Genomic DNA, 19,455 nt, shown 5'->3' on the forward strand with positions numbered 1-19,455 from the left:
GACATCCTATAATCAGCCTGTTATCTCGGTAAGGTTTTCACCGTCGAAATACAATTTCTGGGTTTTGGATAGATATCCGGCATCTACCGGTATCACGCCATATTGGGCATTATATGTCCATACTTCTCTGGGCGAAGACCATTTCTTTTTGTTCTCAACAGTGGTTACCTGATCGGGTTTTCCCCATATCGATTCAACCTGATTTTTTGTCATACCGATCTTCACCGATTCTGTGCCCAGAGGTTTTTTTATAATCTCATTGGGGTTTGGGATCATCAGCGTACTGCAGCCGCATAGCAGGGGCAGCACCGATATAATCATTATGAAAGACAGGCTCTTCGCCGGGTTATTAGATCTTCGCATTCCTTGGTCCCTTCTTTATGGTGTAAATAAGATCGCACAAAAATTTAAGAAAAGTATTCTTGTTATCTTCCTCTATTTCTGTGAATTCCAGGCCGCAATCGTATGGCGCTGTATCTTCCAATGAGATCTTTCTCTTCCAGATAACTTTTGCTTTAGCGTGAACGGGACTTAGCGCGTCTCGTATCACCATCTTGATCTCCAAAGTATCCGATTCCTTTATCGCGTTATTGAGCGTTTCGAACCTCAGGCCGTCAGCCGAAATATTCTTGGTATTTGTATTAAGCACCTTTCCTGTCTCAGGCACTGTATATGAGATATCTATAGGCGTATCTAACCTGACATACCGCCGGCGTTCAATAAAACTATCTTTTGTTTTTCCCATATCCAGAATCCTCCAGGGTTAAAAATATAACATATATGAACTTCTGCCGTCAACTTAATTATAAAATACCATTTAGCCAATTTCGTATATTTTCAAGAACCTCTTTATCTATATCGTAATAATACCGATGCGCGCCGTCATTTACTTTCTGCCCGAAAAATTGCCCTAAATACGCGTAATATTTCAATGTATGCCTGCTATGGCCGGCATCCGCTATTATCTTGTCGAGCGCCGGGCCCGCGTCGGCTGAGAGCTCATCGGTATCTTTGCCCTGCAGGATCAGGACTGCTAGATCCGGGTTTCCCGTGATATCGGGCGGTTTGCCCGTAAGTTCATCCTTTATATTGCCAAGAAAACATTTTTTACCGAGTATGTATATCCAGTCGCCATTTGAACCGGCGACCTTGTTTTGCGTCTCCTGGACAGTACGAATTACCAGGTTAAGATAGTCATCTGTCCATTTTGTTTTTTGAGACATTCTTTGAAGCTCTTCTCTCTTGGAGCGCTCATCCAGGTTCGTATATATCGATGGCGCCATCATGATGAGCCCTTTGATGTTATTATCTTTTACCGCTATTTTCAGCGCATGGACAGACCCGCTGGCATGACCGATTAACATCACATCATTGGGATCGACCATATTCTGGCCTTTAAGGCACTGAAGAGCCGCCTCTATATCCTCGATTTCATCAGAACCCGTGGACGATGAAAGCTCGCCGCCGCTGGACCCTACACCTCTTTTATCGAACCTCAGACATACAAAGCCGTTCCTTGAAAGATGATCCGCAAGGCTCGCGAAAAGCCCCTGGTAATCCCTGTCCTGCGGTCCGGCGCTAGGAGCGAAAAGGATAACGGGGTACTTTCCTTCTTTTGACGGAAATGTCAGCGTGCCCGACAGCTCCGCGCCTTTTGATTTAAAAAAGACGTCTTTTGATATGTAGCCGTCCGGTTTTATCGTTCTGATCGCCGCTTTTATGATTTTTGGCCCGAAAGTCCTTGTTATGGTCATATTTTTTGCGGGCACTTCAATTTTCATAATGGCCCTGTCCGATTTTCCTACCCATAAAGCGCCCTGAGGGTAATCTCTTATCTTCAATAGCAGGTTTTCGGTCTTTATCCTGCGCGAGTCTATCTTCAGGTACTCGTCATTAATGGATGTGAGGGTTATGAATCGCTTCATGGGGGGCAGGCTCCATGTATTAAAACAGGATATGGCGTTAAATCCCTGCGAGCGTCCTTTTGAAAAATTATAATTCTCTATTATGGGCAGATACGTTACGGGAGAGTCTTCTTCGAATACAAAGGTCTCTTTTCTTATCGGAATATTTTCCGCGCATGCGAACCTTGACTCATACCTGGAAACAAAGGATATCAGATTTTTAAAATTTTCAAGATATAGGGTATCCGTGACGCGGCCCGACACCCTCTCCTTGGTATAGCTTTCAAAATTGTAATTCTTATCCAGGACCATCCGCGACCTGTATTCCGTATACACAGGTTCAAACGGCAGGCTTGTGACGGATTTGTATATTATCTTATCTTCCGTAACGAACCGCTCGACCTTTATCGTGCCGGAATCTCTCCCCGATGTTTTGATCAGATAATAGAACGTCTTATGGTTTACTTTATCCAGATAGAAAAATGAAGCAATGAATAATAGCAAGCCCAGGGACAGGAATATCAATACCGCTATATATATTTTTTTCATTAAAAGTTCACGGAGAGGATTTCGTAATCAAATTTCCCGGTCCACCTGCCCTTGCCTCCGGGGGAGCCAGTATTTGCTTTCAACTCCGACAATATCTCTTCAGGGCAGTTTGTGAGTATTTTTTTGAAGGGGAGGGAGCTTTCGGGCCTTATTACCGACGCTGAAGAGTCAGACAGGTGAGAGATCGGAACCGGCCCGCCTGCCGGATGGAGTATCTCCTGCAGTCGGGCAGGCGCGAAGACTCCATAGGATCCCAGCGAGGGCTCCATGGGGTGGAACGCGACTTCATACAGCGCCGCTCCGTCTTTGTCCAAAAATTTTACTTTTATCAGCATATCCGTTATATCCCTGTATCCGTCGTTCCTGATTATGCCTTCAAGGACGGCTTCTCCGCTTAAAGGGCCTGTAACGTTGAAGCTGGCACCGAGCCTGGCAATTTCGATATGCTTGGAATAAACTTTCGCGTTAATCTTCTGTAAACCCATCTTATATGTTTTCGTAAGTTCGTCGTCTTTCATCTCCAGGTATATCAGGTAGCCGGCCAGGTTCACGACAAGCACAAGGCAGATTACGATGCTTGAGATAAGCGTCAATATCAGGCTTTTTTTCTTTATCATTATTTTACAAGCCCTTACTGTAAAGTTCGCGGATCGAATTAAAGATATCTATATAAGCTTCGCTCTTGTAGTCCGGATATGTCCATGGCCACGCGTTAAAGCTCTTATCCTTATAGAAGAGCGTGACTTCCGCAAATATCCCCCTATTTAAATATATCCGGTGAGTGTAATCTTTGGTGGAGAAGAGCACTAGCTTGGCAAGATCCAGATAGCCGGGATCGATGTTGACGCTCCGCTTGCCGGACTTAAGGAGTTTCCTCTCCAGTATATTGGTCTTTAACTTTGCTTTATATATGTCCTTCAGGTCGAATAATTTTTGAAAGCTCAGGAATTTTCTTTTAAGGCCGCTCCCCATCTCCTTTGTATAGTAATCGGAATGTGTAAAATCCAATATGGCGCTTTCAAGATCCGTCCTGCCGAATACGCCGATCAGCATCGCCTCAGCCCTTTTAACAGCTTCGGCGTTATTTGACAACAACCCGACTATTAATTTTACTTTATGAGGATATTCCGTAGTTCCCATTTCGTAACAGGTTTATGCCGCTTTCTTTCTGGCTATGTAACCGGCGATGATCTCCCTGGCTCGCGGCTCCAGATCTGTATCAAAAAATATTGCGACATCGTAGTGTTTGGTCGCTCCGTCAATTATCACCGGGTGTGTTCTGACCACTACGCCTTCCACCTCTACGCCCTTTGCCTCTTTGTCGTTTTTGGACGGATCGGGGATCATCAGCATAAGTTTCACGCGGGACATCAGCGGTATTTCCTTATCCACTTTGCAGTAAAGTCCCGATGAGCTTATATTGATGGTATGGGTAGAGGTGTCAAATCCGCCGACGATTATCTTAAGCAGCAGTTCCTCGTCTTTTACCCTCTGAGCTATTCTTCTCTCTTGACTTGCCATTTGTCCGTACTCCTAGTTTATTAAGCCATACTGTCTGCCAAGTGCCGATATCCCTGATATCGGCCTTATTTATTTTATCCGGGCGGCCATGTGAATTTTCTACCGCCCATAAGATGCAGGTGCAGGTGGAGAACCTCCTGGCCCGCGTCTTTATTGCAGTTCAATACGATCCTGTATCCCGAATCGCGTATACCCTTTTGATCAGCCAGCGTTTTTGCGGCAAGCACCAGCTCTCCTATAAGATGGATGTTGCCTTCAGTCAGGTCGGATGTCTTTTCGATGTGATATTTCGGGATTATCAATATATGTATCGGAGCCTGAGGTTTTAGATCTTCAAAGGCCAATATTTTATTATTTTCGAATACGATTTTGGCGGGGATCTCTTTCCTTATGATCTTGCAGAATACGCAGTCGGCTTTATACATCAACACACTTCTTCCAGTTTGTACTCCAGGCCTCCCAGACCCATCCTGCTCGCGTAGTTTAATTGCACTGACCAGTCCGTCTCCGGATAACCTGCGGCAAATACGTCTTTGCCGCTTGAAGCTTTGATCAGATCTACAGAAGCCTTATCGATGGCGACCGGATCGCGTGAGGCCAATATGCCAAGATCGTTAACTATCCGGGGATCATCCTTGGCCAGGCAATCACAGTCCTTAGTGACTTTAATGATGAAATTTATATACCCGACACTTGATTTGAATGAGTCGGTAACGCCTTTGGCATATTCTACCATCTTTTCCTGCAGGTTTTCAAGTGTTTCGCTCCACCTTATCTCTATAGCTTTTGTCTTGCAGACCACCGCGCATTCGCCGCAGCCCAGGCATGCGTCTTTCGCGATAGAGATCTTCTTATTCTTCAGGCTTAGGGCGCCGCCCGGGCAGACCCCCACGCATTCACCGCAAGCCCCGCAATACGAAGAGTTCACCTCAGGCACCGTACCGCAATGCTGTTCGTATTTTCCCCGGCGCGAGGCGCATCCCATCCCCACATTTTTTATGGCTCCACCCATACCTGTCAGTATATGCCCTGTTATATGAGTCATGGCGAGCAGGCTGTCGCAATCCGCGAAATCGGATGCCATTTTTATCTTTGAAAAATGCTTGCCTTTTACCGGCACCTCTACGAAACTTCTGCCCCTTAGGCCGTCCGCTATCAGGACCGGAACGCCGATGTTTTCCGGGTTGAATCCGTGCTCTGAGGCTATCTTTAGATGATCGATCGAGTTAGTGCGACTGCTGGCTTTGTATATAACATTTGAATCGGCCAGGAAGGCGTTAGAGGTTATGCCCTTTACATGTTTTGCCGTCTCCCTGATCCATTCCCATCGGATGTGCCCGGTATTGCCCTTATCCCCGAAGTGCATCTTTATCGCTGTGAAGTCATCTTTCTTGATAAATGATAGCACCTTGCTTTTGTCGATCAGCACCCCGAGTTTCTTTGAGATGGCCTGGACCGAATCCTGTGCGTCTACTTTTATATAATGGACTTTACTAGGCATAATTTTTATCCTTCTCGTTATATATTTTTATACTATGTTTCAGAAGAAGCGCCGCTGTGACACCGTTGCCTTTTTTCAAAGCCCCCGTAAAAGTACCATCGTAAATCATGCCGCATCCGCATGACGGGCTTTTTGATTTCAGCACAGCCCGTTTTATCCCGAACCTCTTTGCCATGAGAAGCGTTTTTCGGGCGCCTGAGGCCAGTTTCTCTGTAACGTCTTTACCGGATACGGTCCTCACCTTCGCTTTCCCGGTCAAAACCCGCTCGCCATCGCCGTCGGATATTTCGCAAGCCTCGCGCGGGATGGATGACCCGCCGAGCACCTCCGGACATACGGGTATGGCAGCGCCCTCCAGCACTAATTTCCTTATATTGCGTTTTAATTTGTTTTTGCCGTTATAAGTGCAATTTATTCCGGCGAGGCATGCGCTTACGATAAATTTACAGGAAGGCTTCTTAAGGTTATCCTTACTTCGAGGAGCAGCCATAATAGCCGATCTTGTGGCCGAGATCCCAGTATTCGCCCTGATTAAATACAAATGGCTTTGCTTTGTTATAGTCTATCTTCCCGTCAGCGCGTAAGATCGCTTCATCTTTGTGCACGGCCACCACCTCTCCTATGAACATATCGTGAGAGCCCAGTTTGAGCACATCCTTAAGCTTGCATTCGATGTTAACGGGGCATTCCTTTATCATCGGACTGGATATCTTCGAAGATTTTACCGGGGTGAAGCAGCAGCGTTTGAATTTATCGGTATCTTTTCCTGAGACGAGACCGCAGAGGTCGGCTTCTTTTAAAATGTCCTTTGACGGTATATTGACCACAAATTCACGTTCGGCGGTTATTAATTTATGGGAATGCCGGGAAGGCCTTATCGAAACCGATATCTGGGGAGGATTGGATGCCACAATGCCGCACCATGCTATGGTTATAACATTCGCCCTGCCCGCTTTCCTGTCAAGCACGCTTACAAGAACTACGGGAACCGGATATAATGCCTCACCAGGCGGGGCTTCCAGTTTGCGCATTTTACTGTCAGGTTTTCTGCGGCGCTTCTTCCGTCTTTGCGGGTTTTTTATTCGTGGTGCCCCAGCATCTCTTAGTGCAATAGTACTTGCCATTGCGGTAATACCAGCGTTTATTCTTTATGGACTTTTTGCAGCCCGCGCAATTAGCCGGTTTCTCCTTCACTACAGGAGCCGCTTCCTTCTTCTCTTCTTTCGCCTCAGCAGGTGCGGCTGCTGCCGGTGAAGCTTGTGCGGGCGCCGCCTGCGGTGTCACTGGCGCTTCCGGCGCTTTCGCTTCCTTCGTTAGCTCTTCTTTTTTTTCGTCTGCCATACACCACCGTTAATTGTTATCTGTTATGCCCTGTCAAGTATCTTCAACCACTGCAAATAAGTATATTCTAAAAGCCTTCCCCTGTCTGAATTATCGATCTTTGTGAACTTCAAACCCGTCTCATATGGGCCGGAGCTACCTGAGCCTTCCTGCTGCCACGCCACCTGGCATGCGGCAAATATCGGCACATTATCACCCGGCACGTCCACTGAGAGGTTTATTTCGGCGCCCTGTCCAAATCTCTTGTCGGTCAATACGAGAGCGCCTTCACTTGATATATTCTTAACTTTATACGATCTCTTGCATTTTTCGCTTACGATCTCGCATAACGCGTTTAACGCGGTATCGAACCTTAAGAATCTTCTTCTCTCGTTCACGATGTCCTTTTTAGAATATTGGCATAAAAAATAAGGGGATAAAAATTTATTATTTCTATCCCCTTATTTTTTGGAAAACATCACAATGAACTATTTTCCCTTAAATACAAATTCTGGCTCGAGAACCGGGGTATAGCCTTCCGGTATCGGGAATGGGAACGTCGCGGTCTCATATACTCCTGCGCCCGTTCTGACTATCGTCATTCCAACACCTTTCGCTAATCCGACCGTGAGGCCAGAGAGAGGATTGTCCTCTACGCTTGTATCATAGATATTCTTCGGAAGCTCGACCCAGCCGGTAACGATGTTGGCTAAGCCTCTATACAGCTTCTTACCCATATCCTGAGCGTAACTAGCTGTCGCTATATTGAGTAACATTAATATAGCCACGCAAATTATAATTCCTTTTATCATGTTCTTCATTTTGATTTGTCACCCCCCCTCATCTTGATTTGCCTAAAGTATAACACAAGATAAAAAAATTGTCAAGTTTATCGCAATATAAAAAATCACTTCTGCCTTCGTACCTTCAATATCTCATCAATGATATCGGATATCTTATCCCTATCCTCGGGCCTTATATCTATAAATTCAATGCCGGTGTCGTAATAGTAAGATCCCTTCTGCTTGGGATCGGTTTTCTTCACGACCCATACTAATGTGCCGCCGCACTTTATCTGGGGGCCTTTTTCGTCTATGAAGAGCTCTACGTCTACACCTTGAAAAAGACCGAGATCCTCTTTCAGTAAAACGCATATGCCGCCCGCGCCGATGTTCTCCGTATGGGTCGATATGGTTTTAGCCGTCAGCCTCTTCTTTATGGATATGAGGCATTTATAGTTTGCCCTGGGAAACCTGCGCCTGTTGATACCATTCCACATAAATTAACTATGCCTCCATGATAAGCGTATCAAATTTATGCATTGCCGCGTGTTATTATACATAACCGTAAATCAAAAAGCAAGCACTTCTTGGCTAAAAATTTTATATTTACAATATTAATGACGAGGGTGTATAATCTACCACAAGACATATATGTATAGAGAATTTTTCGGCTTAAAAGAGAAGCCCTTCAATATAACAAGCGACCCCAATTTCTTGTTCTTGAGCCGTGTCCATAAGGAAGCCCTATCCCACCTGCTATATGGCATAAACGAACGGAAAGGTTTTCTCGAAATAACCGGCGAGGTCGGCGCCGGCAAGACTACCCTGTGCAGGGCGCTGCTTAACAGGCTTGATAAAAGGACTAAGAGCGCATTTATATTCAACTCCACGCTTCCGGAACTGCAGCTTCTGCAGGCTATACTTGAGGATTACGGTATAATAGTCACCAGCCGCAATAAGGTGTCGTTATTGAAACAGCTGAACAATTTCCTTATAGAGGAGCTCACGCGCGGAAACAATGTCGTGCTCATTATCGATGAGGCCCAGAACCTGAAGCCTTCGATACTCGAAGAGATAAGGATGCTTTCGAATCTTGAGACTGACAAGGATAAGCTTTTTCAAATCGTGCTGGTCGGACAGCCGGAGCTGAAAAACAAACTGGCTTCGCCCGGACTAAGGCAGCTCAGGCAGCGTATATCCGTACGTTTTCATATAACACCTCTTGATAAGGACGAGGTGGCGGATTACATAAGCCACAGGCTCGGCGTGGCCGGGTCGGCGGGCCAGATAACATTTGAGCCCGGAGCGATCGAGAAGATACATGATTTTTCAGGAGGCATACCTCGTCTTATCAATATGGTCTGTGATAAATCCATGCTGACGGCGTATACGATGGAGACGATGAAAATAACCATGCCGATCGTGGAGCGCAGCATTCAAGAGATGGAAGGGTGTTTACCGAGATGAGTATTATTCAGGAGGCGCTGGAAAAAGCGCAATCGGATGTAAAGGATGTAAAGCCTGCCGTGCAGGAAATTGCGAAGGCATCCGGAGTTAAGAAAGCGCCTGTGACTAAAAAGGCGCCTATAGCTAACAAGAGAGCGCTGATGGCGGTTGTGCTTTTAGCTCTTATGACCTTTGCGGTGTTTTCAGCCGGAAGATTTTTATCAAAGATAGGCGATAGAACGGACAGGACGAGCGCCGCGAACTCGCAGGAAGTCAGCTACAGGCCTCTTGTCAGGGATCAAGCGAAGAGCCCTAATACTGCCGGCAGTCGGGAACAGATAAGCGTTTCCCCGGAAAACCTGAAGGCGCCGGAGAGCCCGAAGCTCGTTTTAAACGGAATAATGTATTTGGATGACGGCCCGAGAGCGATAATAAACAATTTTATAGTAGGATTGGGTGACTCGGTGAGCGGCGCGAAAGTTACCAGGATAAACCGCCAAAGCGTTATTCTTGAATATCAGAATGTGGAGATAACGCTTAGCTTAAAGTGAGCTCGAGCTTATGGATATTGAAACCGCTTACCGATAGAGTGTCGGTTTCCTTGAAGCCTTTTTTGATGCATAGCTTCATCGCGTCCGACATCCTGTCGGTGCATCTGAAGCAAATCTTCTTGTAATTATTCTTCCTGCAAAAATCAATCGCTTTTTCAATGAGTTCCGATCCGTAACCGTGGCGGCGGCGTTTTACATCAACGAACAACCTGCGTAATAAAGCTGTATCGCTGGTCTCCATCTTGACCCCGACGGTTCCCGCTACCTGGGAGCCTTCATCAATGACAAAGAACGCGTCTTTTTTTCCCCCGTATGTCTCGCCGATCTTTTCCAGATCGCTGTCGGAGTAAGCGGACTTATCAAAAGGATATTCTCCGGCGAGTATACCGAGTATCAGTTCTTTTACGCTGTTGGCGTCGCTCTTTTTATATGCTCTTAAAGTATGTTCCATAGTTCGAGTCCTCCGGTAAGAATTTAGATTTTAATATAGCCTTTCAAGGCGTTGCGTATGACCGAACCGGCCACACCATCAACCACTCTAGCGCTGCCTATCCTGCTTGCCAGAATGAAACGGTTCCTGCCGTCCGCAAATTTCTTATCATGAAGATGGGCCTCATAAACCTTCGAGATCGCCAGTCCTTTTATTGAGACGGGCAGTCCGACTTTCTTGATGAGCCTCTCCACCCTATCGGCTTCCGATTCTTTGATAAGTCCAAGATCGGAGGCTATGCGGCCTGCCGCCAGCATGCCTATTGCTATCGCCTCCCCGTGTCCGTATCTGTCGGAGTAACCGGCTGCCGCTTCTACGGCATGTCCTATGGTGTGCCCGTAATTTAATACGGCCCTGACGCGTTTTCTGTCGAGTTCGTCTTTGGCTACGATGTCGGATTTGATCTTGCCGGATCTCGACACTATGTACTCAAGCGCGCCTTCTTCAAGCTTCATTATTCTTTTGTAATTTGATTCAAGGTACCCGAATAGCGCGGCATCTTTTATGACGCCGTATTTTATTATTTCGGCGAGACCATTTCGTATCTGTCTGACTGAAAGCGTCCGCATAGCCGACACATCGGATATAACCGCTTTTGGCTGATAAAAAGAGCCGACCAGGTTCTTTGCTACGTCCAGGTCCACGCCCACTTTTCCGCCTATCGAGGAGTCCACCTGCGCCAGTAGTGTCGTGGGTATCTGCACATAAGGGACGCCTCTCTTATATATAGAGGCGACGAAACCCGCAAGATCTCCTACGACCCCGCCGCCTAGAGCTATTATGAAGATGCGCTTATTGAGGTCATAGCGGCTTAACCTGTTCAATACGTCTGAGGCAACGGATAGAGATTTTGCCTTCTCAGAATCGGCTATAAACTCGAAATGCGCTGTGAAGGAATTTCGCTTAAGGGTCTTTTCGATGGCACGCTTATAGAGAGCCGCTACACGGCGGTTTGTGATGACTACGGCGTCCGATCCGACATCAAGATTTTTAAGTATGCGTCCGCACTTACCGATCAGGCCGCGGCCTATCAGTATATCATACGAGCGCTCTCCGAGCCGGACTCTTATTTTCTTCATAGAGGATGATGAAATTATTTTGCCGTCTTCTTGGCATCACTGCCGGCAGCCGGTTTCACCGGGCCTTTAGCCGGAGCGGTCTTTTCGGCAGAAGCGCCCGTGGCTGCGCCCGGAGCCGCCGGTGCGGCCGCGCCTTCGGCAGCGGTTTCGGTTGCGGCCGCCTTCTCTTTTTTAACTTTGAACTTAACTATCTTGATCTTGGGCAATTTATATACAGAATCTTTTTCCGTCCACTTATCTTTATCCTTCAGTATCTTTACTCTCTCGTATCTTTTTAGAACTGATCTTTGCGCTTTATCTTTATCCGACGAGCGCAGGCTTGGATGCTGTGACATACTTCCTCCTAGTTTATTCAGTCGTATTGCAGGCTAAGTGCCGATATCTCTGATATCGGCCCGTTTATCCTTCAACTTACCTTGGTTTAAGCATTGCGTCTTTGTAAATGCTTTTTACTCTGGCCAGGTCTCTCTCGGCTTCGGCACTGTTAGCGTAGATCCCAACGCATACTCTATAGTAAAACTGACTGTACGTTACAGCGGCGTTAAGGCCCTGCCGGGCCAGTACCGCGCAAGCGGCCTCGGCATTCTCCCGCTTGGTGAATGTGCCGGCGAGTATTGTGAAAGGCTTAGAGGCCTTACCGATGGCCGCTGTTTTTGCCTGCTCTTGAATTATCTGCCTGGCAGGCGCCATATTCTTCGCGGCAGGAACTATAGGCGCCGTATTCAATATGTTCTTAGCCGGAATGGTGGCCGGGCGGTTCTGCTGGGCCTGGGAGACAGGAGGTGATGGCAGAGGTTTCGTTACTTGAGCGCCGGTCGTGTCCGCGCGGGACTTCCCGCTTTCGACGCCCAAAGCATACACTACCACCATCACCATCATTATCCCTATTGAAATGAATACCAGCTTCTCCAGGCTGATAGTGATGGCGACCCTGCCTTCGAAATCAGCTTTTGGCAGCATGTCCGACAGGCGCGAAAAAGATCTTTTTGGCTGTTCAAACTCAAACAGTTTTTTTTGGTACTTTTCCTCTTCCATAGCTCCGGTCTAATTTTTGCGTATTATAACATACAATTTTTGAAAAAGCAATTATGATAGGCTGCGAAAATATCTTATAAGCATCTCAATCTGGCGTTTACTTTCGGTCAATGCTTCCGCTTGCCGCTCGCTCGGAATAGGCTTCCTCGCTCGCTGTTGCTAAAATTCCGATGGTGAAGCCTGGACCGCCTGTAGGTATCGGAATTTTAGAAAGTCGCTCCAGCATCGCCCGAAAGTTCCGCCATCTGACGATAGCTGGAGAGATATTTTCGCCTCCGCCCCGCAAGGGACTAACTCGAAAATTAAAAATCTTACTGCTTGACTCCAATGTTGAGCCTGAAGAGCTTGCCGGTCACCTTGATAGAGGGTTTTGACAGATCGCCTTCAAGTTTTAATGCAAGACTCTTCCATCCATCAGCTTCACCCTTTAGCGCCATGCTTGTTAATTCAGCCGGTATTTTGCCGGATAAACCTTTCGCAAAATATATCGTTATATCGGCGTTGATAATGTTGCCGTTTGTTAAGGTGCCGTCGAATGAAAACCTGATCTCGTCGCCTGAAGCCAGAAAGTCTTTTAAGCTTATGCCGTTTTTTATCATACTGATCTTGCCCGAGACGGTCTTATATTTTAACAGGCCGCTGAATGGCGCAGCTAGAAGGTCATCGATATTATTGTATGAAATCTCTTTCCCTGAACCTTTCTTAATGAACCGGACATCGCTTAAAACAAAATCGGCCGTGGCTTCAAGCGGGGACGGTTTATCAAATACCAGTTTTATGCTGGCTCCGGATGACGATAATCCGATCCCTTGATCGTGCCGGGCGGCTTTCAGATCCTTAAATATGAACTCCGTAAAACCGCCGGCGATGGCCTGTCTGTACGAAATATCTATATTGTTCGATCTGGCGAATATGAATGCGGCTATCTGGGCGTAAAAGACGGCGATGCAGGCTATTGATAGCGATAAAAAAATAACGGCTGTAAATATCATCTTTTTCGTATGTCCCATCCTCACCTCCAGCATATGTTATCGAAATCGCATTTCGCGCAAATATTCTCATCGCGCGTTTTCAATTTTTCAAATCTCAACTTCTTTATATCGCTCCATACATCTTTTATGATCCCCTCAAGCTCGGCGACCATCTCATCCGTGATGTAGACCGATTTTGATATGTAGTCGCCTTTTTTTAATGATGAACGCGCTATATTTGCCGATACGGGTTCGATGAATACCAGCGTCAGGCTGGCCGCCTTCCTTCCCCTAGATTCTTTCCTGTCCCTCTCGAATAATAATTTATACGCGGCCAGCTGCCTTAAATATCCGTCACAATCCGCGCTTGCCAGATCTTTCGACTGATCGATATTCTTTATATGATTGTCGGGCTTGCCCGTCTTATAGTCCAGTATCCTCACTAAACCTTTATCCTCATCTTCCCACTCGACTTTGTCGTATTTGCCCGTGAAGATTATATTGTCGCCTATGGTTATCATAAGCTTCTTTTCCAGGTCTATAGGCACTACGGGGTGCATAGATTCGCGGTCGAACCAGCCTTTCAATGTCTTCATTTTATTGAGACAGTCGTTCTCCATCGATTTATCGACCCCCTGAAATTTAAGCTCCCGCCTGAAAGCGTCCTGGAAAAATTTCAGAGATGGGAAGACGCGCTTATCCATGTACTCCCTGTATGTTTCTTCCAGGGCCTTATGCACGCAATTACCGAAGACGAGGCTTTTCTTTTTTTGCCCGGGAAGCTTCAGTATGTCGTCGTAGAGAAATTTTCTCCTGCAGGTTATATAGTTATTCAGCCGGGTGGGGTTAAGGGTCAGGCTGGAGATCATATCTTTAAGAACCTCGTCTGTGCCTATAAACGGGTCCTCAAGGTCTGTAATCTTGAGCGACTTGCCTACCAGGGTTTCCTCATCCTCGCCCTGGCCCTTCGCGCCGTCTTTAGAAATACCGAGTTTATCAAGATACGAAGATGAGATATTATCTTCCGAGGGGCTCGCTGTGAATATCAGGTCCGATTTAGCGCGAGTCATGGCGACATAAAAAAGGCGCGTCTCATCCTGCAGTGAAAGCTTCTTTAAAGCGTCTTTATCCGGATACTCTCTCTTATTCTTAAAAAGGTCGAACGGCAGCGGGATCTTATCGGGGAACGCCCGCGCGGGCCAATTCTTATTTTGAAGGCAGAAAGGTATCATAACGGAACGGAATTCCAGGCCCTTGGACCCATGCGCGGTATATACCCTGACGCCCTCTTGAGTCAGCGTTACCAGGTCCCCCTGGATCGGGATGCCGTGGTTTTTCCTGGTCTCTATTTCGCTCAGAAATTCGCCCAGCCTTATCGCAGGATCGGCCAAGTCGCTTCTCTTCACCATATTTATGAACGATCCTATGCTCCTGAGCTGCCTTATCCTCAATATGCCGTTATCGGAATACTCCTTCAGGATATATTTATAGATGCCGGCGTCTTTTATGAAATTGATAAGCAGTGTATGCACCGGTATGTCGTAAGCGTCTCTGAGTAACCGTTTAACGGCTTCGAACGCGCGCCTTGACTTTTCCGGCGAGGCTAATCTTAAATCATCTTTTTCCGATGAAAAATAGGAGAGGAACTCCGTCAGGAGCGTCTTACTCCCTGGCGCCCTTTTCCTTTTTTCGTAAGCGTAATTTATAAACCTGAGCAGGTCCGCCTGCGGTATCCGGAAGTAGTCCGCGGCGAGGACCTTATAGAGCGCGGTATCTTTTGATTCCGTATCTATTGGGTCTATGTGCGCAAGCTGTAATACGTCCAGAAGCTGTCCGACGCGTTTCTCCTGGCCGATATCCTCTTTGCCGTCTGTGGCATAGGGTATGCCTTGGCGCAGAAAGGCGTCTATTATTTTCAGTATATGGTCCCGTTTTCTCACCAGGACGGCTATACCGTTATAAGGGTGCTTGCGCTCTTCGGCGCTTAAGGCGGCATCGCTCTCGGCCCTGGCCTTGAGTTCCTTAACTCTGTCGGTTATATAGAGCAATTCCTCCTCTTCTGTAGAGAACTCCCTATAGGTAAGCTCTTTATCCTTGAAGCGCCTGACACTATTAAGCGTCTTATCCGCTACCCGTATATCCAGAAGATGCGATATCTTTCCGGAAGCAGCTATCAGGTCACCTGAGGAGCGGTAATTATCCGTCAGGAAGACCTTCTCTATAGCGGGGAACCTCTCTTCCAGTCTTTTAAAATTATCTATATTCGCGCCCTGGAAGCGGTATATCGACTGGTCGTCATCGCCCACGCAGCAAATGTTGGCCTTGGCGCCTTCGGCCAGTTCGAAGAGCAGGTCAAGCTGCGCGCCGTTTGTGTCCTGGTATTCATCGACCATAATGTATTTATAGCGATCCCTATATTCTTTGCGCAAGTTCTCTTCTTTTCTTATGGCCATGACCGCGAATATGATCATATCATCGAAATCATATCTCCCGCGCTCATCCAGGAGGCCCTTGGCCCCTGCCTCTTTGATCTCCTCATATCTTTCATATACGATGGAAAGCGCCTTCAGCCTGTTTATGTATTTCTCCTCCATCGAAAGGTAATGGCTCTTCTTGTCTTTTAAATAACGTTTAAGGTCCTCCGGCGTCACATCGTCTTTCTTCATATCGCTTATCTTTTTCAATATATCCTTAAGATATGTATAGGGTGACCTGAACGGCCTGATCTCGTCCAATCCGTCGGTATTATTCAATATATATTCGATCACTTTCACATGCTCAACCTCATCCATCAGTATCTTATCTCCGATATAGTTGGCGGCCTCTACGGATTCCTGGAGCATCGAATTCGCGAAACTGTGAAATGTGCCCACCTCGACATCGTAGCCGGAAGGGCCTATCACTGACGCGAGCCTCTCCTTCATGGCTTTCGCGGCAGGGTTGGTATATGTGAGTATGAGTATATTCTCCGGACGGATATCGGTCTTTCGGAGGATCGACGCAGCCCTCACCGAAAGCAGCTGGGTCTTGCCTGTGCCGGGACCGGCGAGCACAAGAAGAGGTCCCTCTATGGTATCGACGGCGATCTTCTGCTTCGTATTCAATTGTTCGTAAAATTTCAAATTAGTCTCCATAACGTGCGGATAGCGAGGTAAGGAAAGTTTAAGCAGGTTTTTTCTTAAGCAGCTTACCTATCTTCGATATAAGCTTGGCATCGCGCGTGTAGCTGTACCCTGTGGTGGACGTCGCGCGATGGGCAACGAGGATATCAAAGGATGTCAGGTCTTCAAGGGCTCTCTTGACTTTGCTCCTGTCTTCACCGATCCAGGCGGCGACTCCGCGCGGCGTATCTATCGATGCCTGGTTCTCGTGAAAAAACTTTACTATTTTCAACCGTATGCCGCTCACCAGCGCTTTATTTAGATCCATGCAGTTCTTTCTTAAGGATACCCCTTATATCTTTTTTAGCCATTACTTTTAAGAATGCGTTTACGACTTTTGGATCGAATTGCGTTCCCGAGTTACTTGATATCTCTTCGACGGCTTCGTCAATTGACTTAGCGACACGGTAAGGCCTCTTAGTGATCATGGATTCGAATGCGCTCACCACGGCCATTATCCTTGCGCCGAGCGGTATCTGGTCCCGCTTGAGCCCCTTAGGATAGCCCGTGCCGTCATAATTCTCATGGTGGTACATTATTATGGGGGTGACGGATTTGAGGGCCTTCATATGTTTTATTATCTCGACGCCTGCGGCGGGATGGGCTTTCACCATCTCGTACTCTTTACCCGTAAGCTTTGAGGGCTTCGCCAGCACGGCCTTTGGGACGAATACTTCGCCCGCATCGTGCAGCACGCATGCGTATTCCAGGCTCTTCAGCGAGCCGATGTCCACATGCAGCTCCTGTCCCATAAATAGCGCCAGCTTTACAAGGGATACCCTGGGCACATAGGTGCCCGGAGACCTGGTATCAAGCACTTTGGCGAGAGCCTTGATGGCGCCCATCGTAAGCTTCTCCTGCTCTTTGTAGAGCTGGGCGTTCTTTATGGCTATGACCGCCTGCTCCGCCAGCGTCGACATTATCTCCTGATCGAATGCGGTGAAAGGCTTTTTATCGATCTTGTCATATAGCGTTATGACGCCGATCACGTCTTCGTCTATCAGGGGAGTGGCCAGATAATCGCGGCCCCGTACGGGCCTGCCGTATTTGAAGGCCTTGCCCGGAGCCCACATGCCTACCTTTACTTTTTTCAGGCGGATCTTCTTTGCCCGTAAATCTACCGTGACTTTAGGAAGGAGAACCTTTCGCTTTGAATCCACAAGCTTTACCGAACAGCGCTGAGATCTCATTATCTGCAGAGAGAGCCTCGCGATGCGCGGCAAGAGCTCTCCCAGATCCAGCGTTGAGCTTATCAGGCGATGGACCGTATGGACCGTCGACAGGGCTATGGCTCTGGGCCTGAGCGTTTCGTATAACTTTGACAGCTCGATCTCCTTCTGGACCTCTTTCACTATAGTGTCCGCGAATGCGGGGAATATCTGCAGCGTCTCAGGGGAAACGTCTTTTTTGGAATAACAGGCGCCGATATACCCGTAGATCTTGTCACCTTGTATTATCGGAAAAACGAATCCGTGAAATCCGCCTGCGCATTCGAAGCTTAAGAGCTTCTTAAGTTCGGTGGATTTTTTTATTACTTCGGAAAGGCGAGTAAAGCAAATGTATCTTTTTTCTGAAAAGATTTTTTTGGAATTAGGGCAATTCTCCGATAACAAGCTTTCGATCTCTCTTGGTTTCGGATTAGCTTTGTCAATAATCCACCAGAAAGCAGGTTTCATGATGCCCCCGAAACACTCCTCCGCCCGCTTCAGGCTTATGCTTTTCCGTAACCGCTCGAATAGTTCGTCTTGGTACGAACTTTGGCTTTTAGCTTGTTCCATAAGTATTTTTATTATAAAACTTTACAGAGAAGGCTGTCAATCTCTATTTAAAATTTGCTGTTCAGGCTTGCCACGCCGAGGTCCTCTATGGATGCGGTGGTATTTTTGCCTATTACGAGGCCTCCGTCTTTCAGGGGAATTTTAGCGCAGGAAGCGCAAAAGAATAGCAAGAGGCAGGCCGCTGCCGATATCTTGGCGATGTCAAAAACCTTACACTCTTTCATAAGGCTCAAAAAATTTCTTATATTCATCCAGAGCGTATCTATCGGTCATCCCGGCCAGATAATCGCATATCACCCTGTGCTTATCTTCTGTTTTTAATCGGGAATGAGTATTCGGAGGAAGCTGTTCAGGCTTGTCAAGGTAGTTATTAAAAAGGCTTTCTATAAACCTGTAGGCTTTATTGGCCATCCGCACTACCCGATAATGCTGATATAGGTTCTTAGTAAGAAATTCTCTCATGGGCCGGCGAAGCGCGTGCATATCTTTTGAAAATGTGACGATCCTTTCCGGGAGATTGACCGCGTCAGAGGCTTTCTTTACATTGAACTTTTTTATATTAGTTTCTGTCTGAGTTATTATATCTGTGACCTGCTCATTTATAAGAGAGCGGATTATCTGGTACTTTCTTATCTCCTCACTCATCTTCGGATACCGCCGGTCAAGGCCCTTCTTCCTGTCGGTCCATAATTTCAGATGTTTCAGATCACCCTCTTTGATGAGCCCGCTGGTTATGCCGTCGTCGAGATCATGGTTGTCATACGCTATCTCATCCGCCAGATCCACAACCTGGATCTCAAGAAGAGGCGAACCGTCCGACCTGAACGGGCTGACCGGTCTCGGCCTGTCAAAGGCCGTGGAATGTTTTATAATACCCTCTCTCACCTCATAGGTCAGGTTCAGTCCCGGAAAATTCGGATATCGCTGTTCCAGGAGATCGACGACTCTTAGCCCTTGCGTATTGTGGTCGAAGCCGCCATAGTCCTTCATCATATTGTGCAGGGCATCTTCACCGGAATGGCCGAAAGGCGTATGCCCCAGGTCATGGGCCAGACTGAGCGCCTCTACGAGGTCCTCATTTAGCCTGAGAGCTCTTGCTATAGTTGTCGCTATCTGGCTTACCTCAAGGGTGTGGGTAAGGCGGGTGCGGTAATAATCTCCTTCATGATTGACAAATACCTGTGTTTTGTATTCAAGGCGCCTGAACGCGGTGGAATATATGATGCGATCTTTGTCGCGCTGGTAACAGGACCGGTAGCCATGCTCCTCTTCCTTGTAGCGGCGGCCCTTTGTCATACGGCTCTTCTGGGAGTACGGAGCGAGCATGCCTTCCTTTTTTTCCAGGTCTTTTCGTTTAAGCATGGGTT

Annotated in this window: 26 protein-coding genes; 2 read left to right on the top strand and 24 right to left on the bottom strand. The window is 47.2% G+C overall.

Translation table 11 applies throughout. From position 1 onward, the window contains the following. Positions 1–12: 12 nt before the first annotated feature. The 14 genes from NTY76_03675 to NTY76_03740 all read right to left on the bottom strand — a co-directional run bounded on the left by NTY76_03675 (position 13) and on the right by NTY76_03740 (position 8,074). Complete coding sequence (locus NTY76_03675) at positions 13–363, bottom strand: hypothetical protein (protein MCX5678189.1); 351 nt, start codon at positions 361–363, stop codon at positions 13–15. After that, positions 350–745: a PilZ domain-containing protein gene (locus NTY76_03680; GenBank protein MCX5678190.1), complete on the bottom strand. Its 396-nt coding sequence runs from the start codon at positions 743–745 to the stop codon at positions 350–352. The genes NTY76_03675 and NTY76_03680 overlap by 14 nt, the downstream gene beginning before the upstream one ends. A gap of 58 nt (positions 746–803) precedes the next feature. Further along, positions 804–2,453, bottom strand: coding sequence for an alpha/beta fold hydrolase (locus NTY76_03685; protein MCX5678191.1), 1,650 nt, complete (start codon positions 2,451–2,453; stop codon positions 804–806). Beyond that, entirely contained in the window at positions 2,453–3,070 is a 618-nt protein-coding gene (locus NTY76_03690; GenBank protein ID MCX5678192.1) for a hypothetical protein, read from the bottom strand. The genes NTY76_03685 and NTY76_03690 overlap by 1 nt, the downstream gene beginning before the upstream one ends. A gap of 4 nt (positions 3,071–3,074) precedes the next feature. Then, positions 3,075–3,593 carry a DUF4416 family protein gene (locus NTY76_03695; GenBank protein ID MCX5678193.1) on the bottom strand — a complete coding sequence of 173 codons (519 nt, stop codon included), beginning with the start codon at positions 3,591–3,593 and terminating at the stop codon, positions 3,075–3,077. A gap of 12 nt (positions 3,594–3,605) precedes the next feature. Further along, on the bottom strand, positions 3,606–3,974 hold the full coding sequence (locus NTY76_03700) for a PilZ domain-containing protein (protein ID MCX5678194.1): 369 nt from the start codon (positions 3,972–3,974) through the stop codon (positions 3,606–3,608). 74 nt (positions 3,975–4,048) lie between these two features. Beyond that, positions 4,049–4,399 carry a histidine triad nucleotide-binding protein gene (locus NTY76_03705; protein MCX5678195.1) on the bottom strand — a complete coding sequence of 117 codons (351 nt, stop codon included), beginning with the start codon at positions 4,397–4,399 and terminating at the stop codon, positions 4,049–4,051. Further along, the gene (locus NTY76_03710) at positions 4,399–5,475 is read right to left on the bottom strand and encodes a DUF362 domain-containing protein (protein ID MCX5678196.1); all 1,077 of its coding nucleotides are present in this window, start codon (positions 5,473–5,475) and stop codon (positions 4,399–4,401) included. Before NTY76_03710 ends, NTY76_03705 begins: the two co-directional genes overlap by 1 nt. Next, positions 5,468–5,965, bottom strand: a complete 498-nt coding sequence (locus NTY76_03715; protein ID MCX5678197.1) for a DUF523 domain-containing protein — start codon at positions 5,963–5,965, stop codon at positions 5,468–5,470. Before NTY76_03715 ends, NTY76_03710 begins: the two co-directional genes overlap by 8 nt. Beyond that, positions 5,946–6,506 carry a flavin reductase family protein gene (locus NTY76_03720; GenBank protein MCX5678198.1) on the bottom strand — a complete coding sequence of 187 codons (561 nt, stop codon included), beginning with the start codon at positions 6,504–6,506 and terminating at the stop codon, positions 5,946–5,948. Before NTY76_03720 ends, NTY76_03715 begins: the two co-directional genes overlap by 20 nt. A 7-nt stretch (positions 6,507–6,513) precedes the next feature. Beyond that, positions 6,514–6,816: a hypothetical protein gene (locus NTY76_03725; GenBank protein ID MCX5678199.1), complete on the bottom strand. Its 303-nt coding sequence runs from the start codon at positions 6,814–6,816 to the stop codon at positions 6,514–6,516. A 23-nt stretch (positions 6,817–6,839) separates the two neighbouring features. Continuing rightward, positions 6,840–7,193, bottom strand: a complete 354-nt coding sequence (locus NTY76_03730; GenBank protein ID MCX5678200.1) for a PilZ domain-containing protein — start codon at positions 7,191–7,193, stop codon at positions 6,840–6,842. 90 nt (positions 7,194–7,283) lie between these two features. Next, complete coding sequence (locus NTY76_03735; protein MCX5678201.1) at positions 7,284–7,616, bottom strand: exosortase system-associated protein, TIGR04073 family; 333 nt, start codon at positions 7,614–7,616, stop codon at positions 7,284–7,286. Between the two features lie 86 nt (positions 7,617–7,702). Next, complete coding sequence (locus NTY76_03740) at positions 7,703–8,074, bottom strand: PilZ domain-containing protein (protein ID MCX5678202.1); 372 nt, start codon at positions 8,072–8,074, stop codon at positions 7,703–7,705. Between the two features lie 154 nt (positions 8,075–8,228). On the opposite strand from NTY76_03740, the gene NTY76_03745 reads away from it, so the two are divergent. Together NTY76_03745 and NTY76_03750 are read left to right on the top strand one after the other, a co-directional pair. After that, positions 8,229–9,044 carry an XrtA-associated ATPase gene (locus NTY76_03745; protein MCX5678203.1) on the top strand — a complete coding sequence of 272 codons (816 nt, stop codon included), beginning with the start codon at positions 8,229–8,231 and terminating at the stop codon, positions 9,042–9,044. Beyond that, entirely contained in the window at positions 9,041–9,574 is a 534-nt protein-coding gene (locus NTY76_03750) for a hypothetical protein (protein ID MCX5678204.1), read from the top strand. The genes NTY76_03745 and NTY76_03750 overlap by 4 nt, the downstream gene beginning before the upstream one ends. Here the strand turns inward: NTY76_03750 and NTY76_03755 are convergent. From NTY76_03755 to NTY76_03800, 10 genes are all read right to left on the bottom strand, one after another. Further along, positions 9,561–10,025, bottom strand: a complete 465-nt coding sequence (locus NTY76_03755) for a GNAT family N-acetyltransferase (GenBank protein ID MCX5678205.1) — start codon at positions 10,023–10,025, stop codon at positions 9,561–9,563. The genes NTY76_03750 and NTY76_03755 overlap by 14 nt on opposite strands. A gap of 23 nt (positions 10,026–10,048) precedes the next feature. Further along, positions 10,049–11,143, bottom strand: coding sequence for a 3-dehydroquinate synthase (gene aroB, locus NTY76_03760; GenBank protein ID MCX5678206.1), 1,095 nt, complete (start codon positions 11,141–11,143; stop codon positions 10,049–10,051). A gap of 14 nt (positions 11,144–11,157) precedes the next feature. Further along, on the bottom strand, positions 11,158–11,478 hold the full coding sequence (locus NTY76_03765) for a small basic protein (GenBank protein ID MCX5678207.1): 321 nt from the start codon (positions 11,476–11,478) through the stop codon (positions 11,158–11,160). Between the two features lie 76 nt (positions 11,479–11,554). After that, positions 11,555–12,178 carry an SPOR domain-containing protein gene (locus NTY76_03770; protein ID MCX5678208.1) on the bottom strand — a complete coding sequence of 208 codons (624 nt, stop codon included), beginning with the start codon at positions 12,176–12,178 and terminating at the stop codon, positions 11,555–11,557. A 311-nt stretch (positions 12,179–12,489) separates the two neighbouring features. Further along, positions 12,490–13,188 (bottom strand): hypothetical protein, encoded by a 699-nt coding sequence (locus tag NTY76_03775; GenBank protein ID MCX5678209.1) that lies wholly within the window; start codon positions 13,186–13,188, stop codon positions 12,490–12,492. 2 nt (positions 13,189–13,190) lie between these two features. Then, positions 13,191–16,271, bottom strand: a complete 3,081-nt coding sequence (locus NTY76_03780) for an ATP-dependent DNA helicase (protein ID MCX5678210.1) — start codon at positions 16,269–16,271, stop codon at positions 13,191–13,193. 40 nt (positions 16,272–16,311) lie between these two features. Beyond that, positions 16,312–16,578, bottom strand: a complete 267-nt coding sequence (locus NTY76_03785; GenBank protein MCX5678211.1) for a hypothetical protein — start codon at positions 16,576–16,578, stop codon at positions 16,312–16,314. Continuing rightward, positions 16,565–17,986: an HD domain-containing protein gene (locus NTY76_03790; protein ID MCX5678212.1), complete on the bottom strand. Its 1,422-nt coding sequence runs from the start codon at positions 17,984–17,986 to the stop codon at positions 16,565–16,567. The genes NTY76_03785 and NTY76_03790 overlap by 14 nt, the downstream gene beginning before the upstream one ends. 149 nt (positions 17,987–18,135) lie before the next feature. After that, complete coding sequence (locus NTY76_03795; protein ID MCX5678213.1) at positions 18,136–18,312, bottom strand: hypothetical protein; 177 nt, start codon at positions 18,310–18,312, stop codon at positions 18,136–18,138. After that, positions 18,299–19,450 carry a deoxyguanosinetriphosphate triphosphohydrolase gene (locus NTY76_03800; GenBank protein MCX5678214.1) on the bottom strand — a complete coding sequence of 384 codons (1,152 nt, stop codon included), beginning with the start codon at positions 19,448–19,450 and terminating at the stop codon, positions 18,299–18,301. Before NTY76_03800 ends, NTY76_03795 begins: the two co-directional genes overlap by 14 nt. Positions 19,451–19,455: the final 5 nt, after the last annotated feature.

The organism is Candidatus Omnitrophota bacterium (genome assembly GCA_026387175.1).
Lineage (GTDB): Bacteria > Omnitrophota > Gorgyraeia > 2-01-FULL-45-10 > 2-01-FULL-45-10 > CAIMPC01.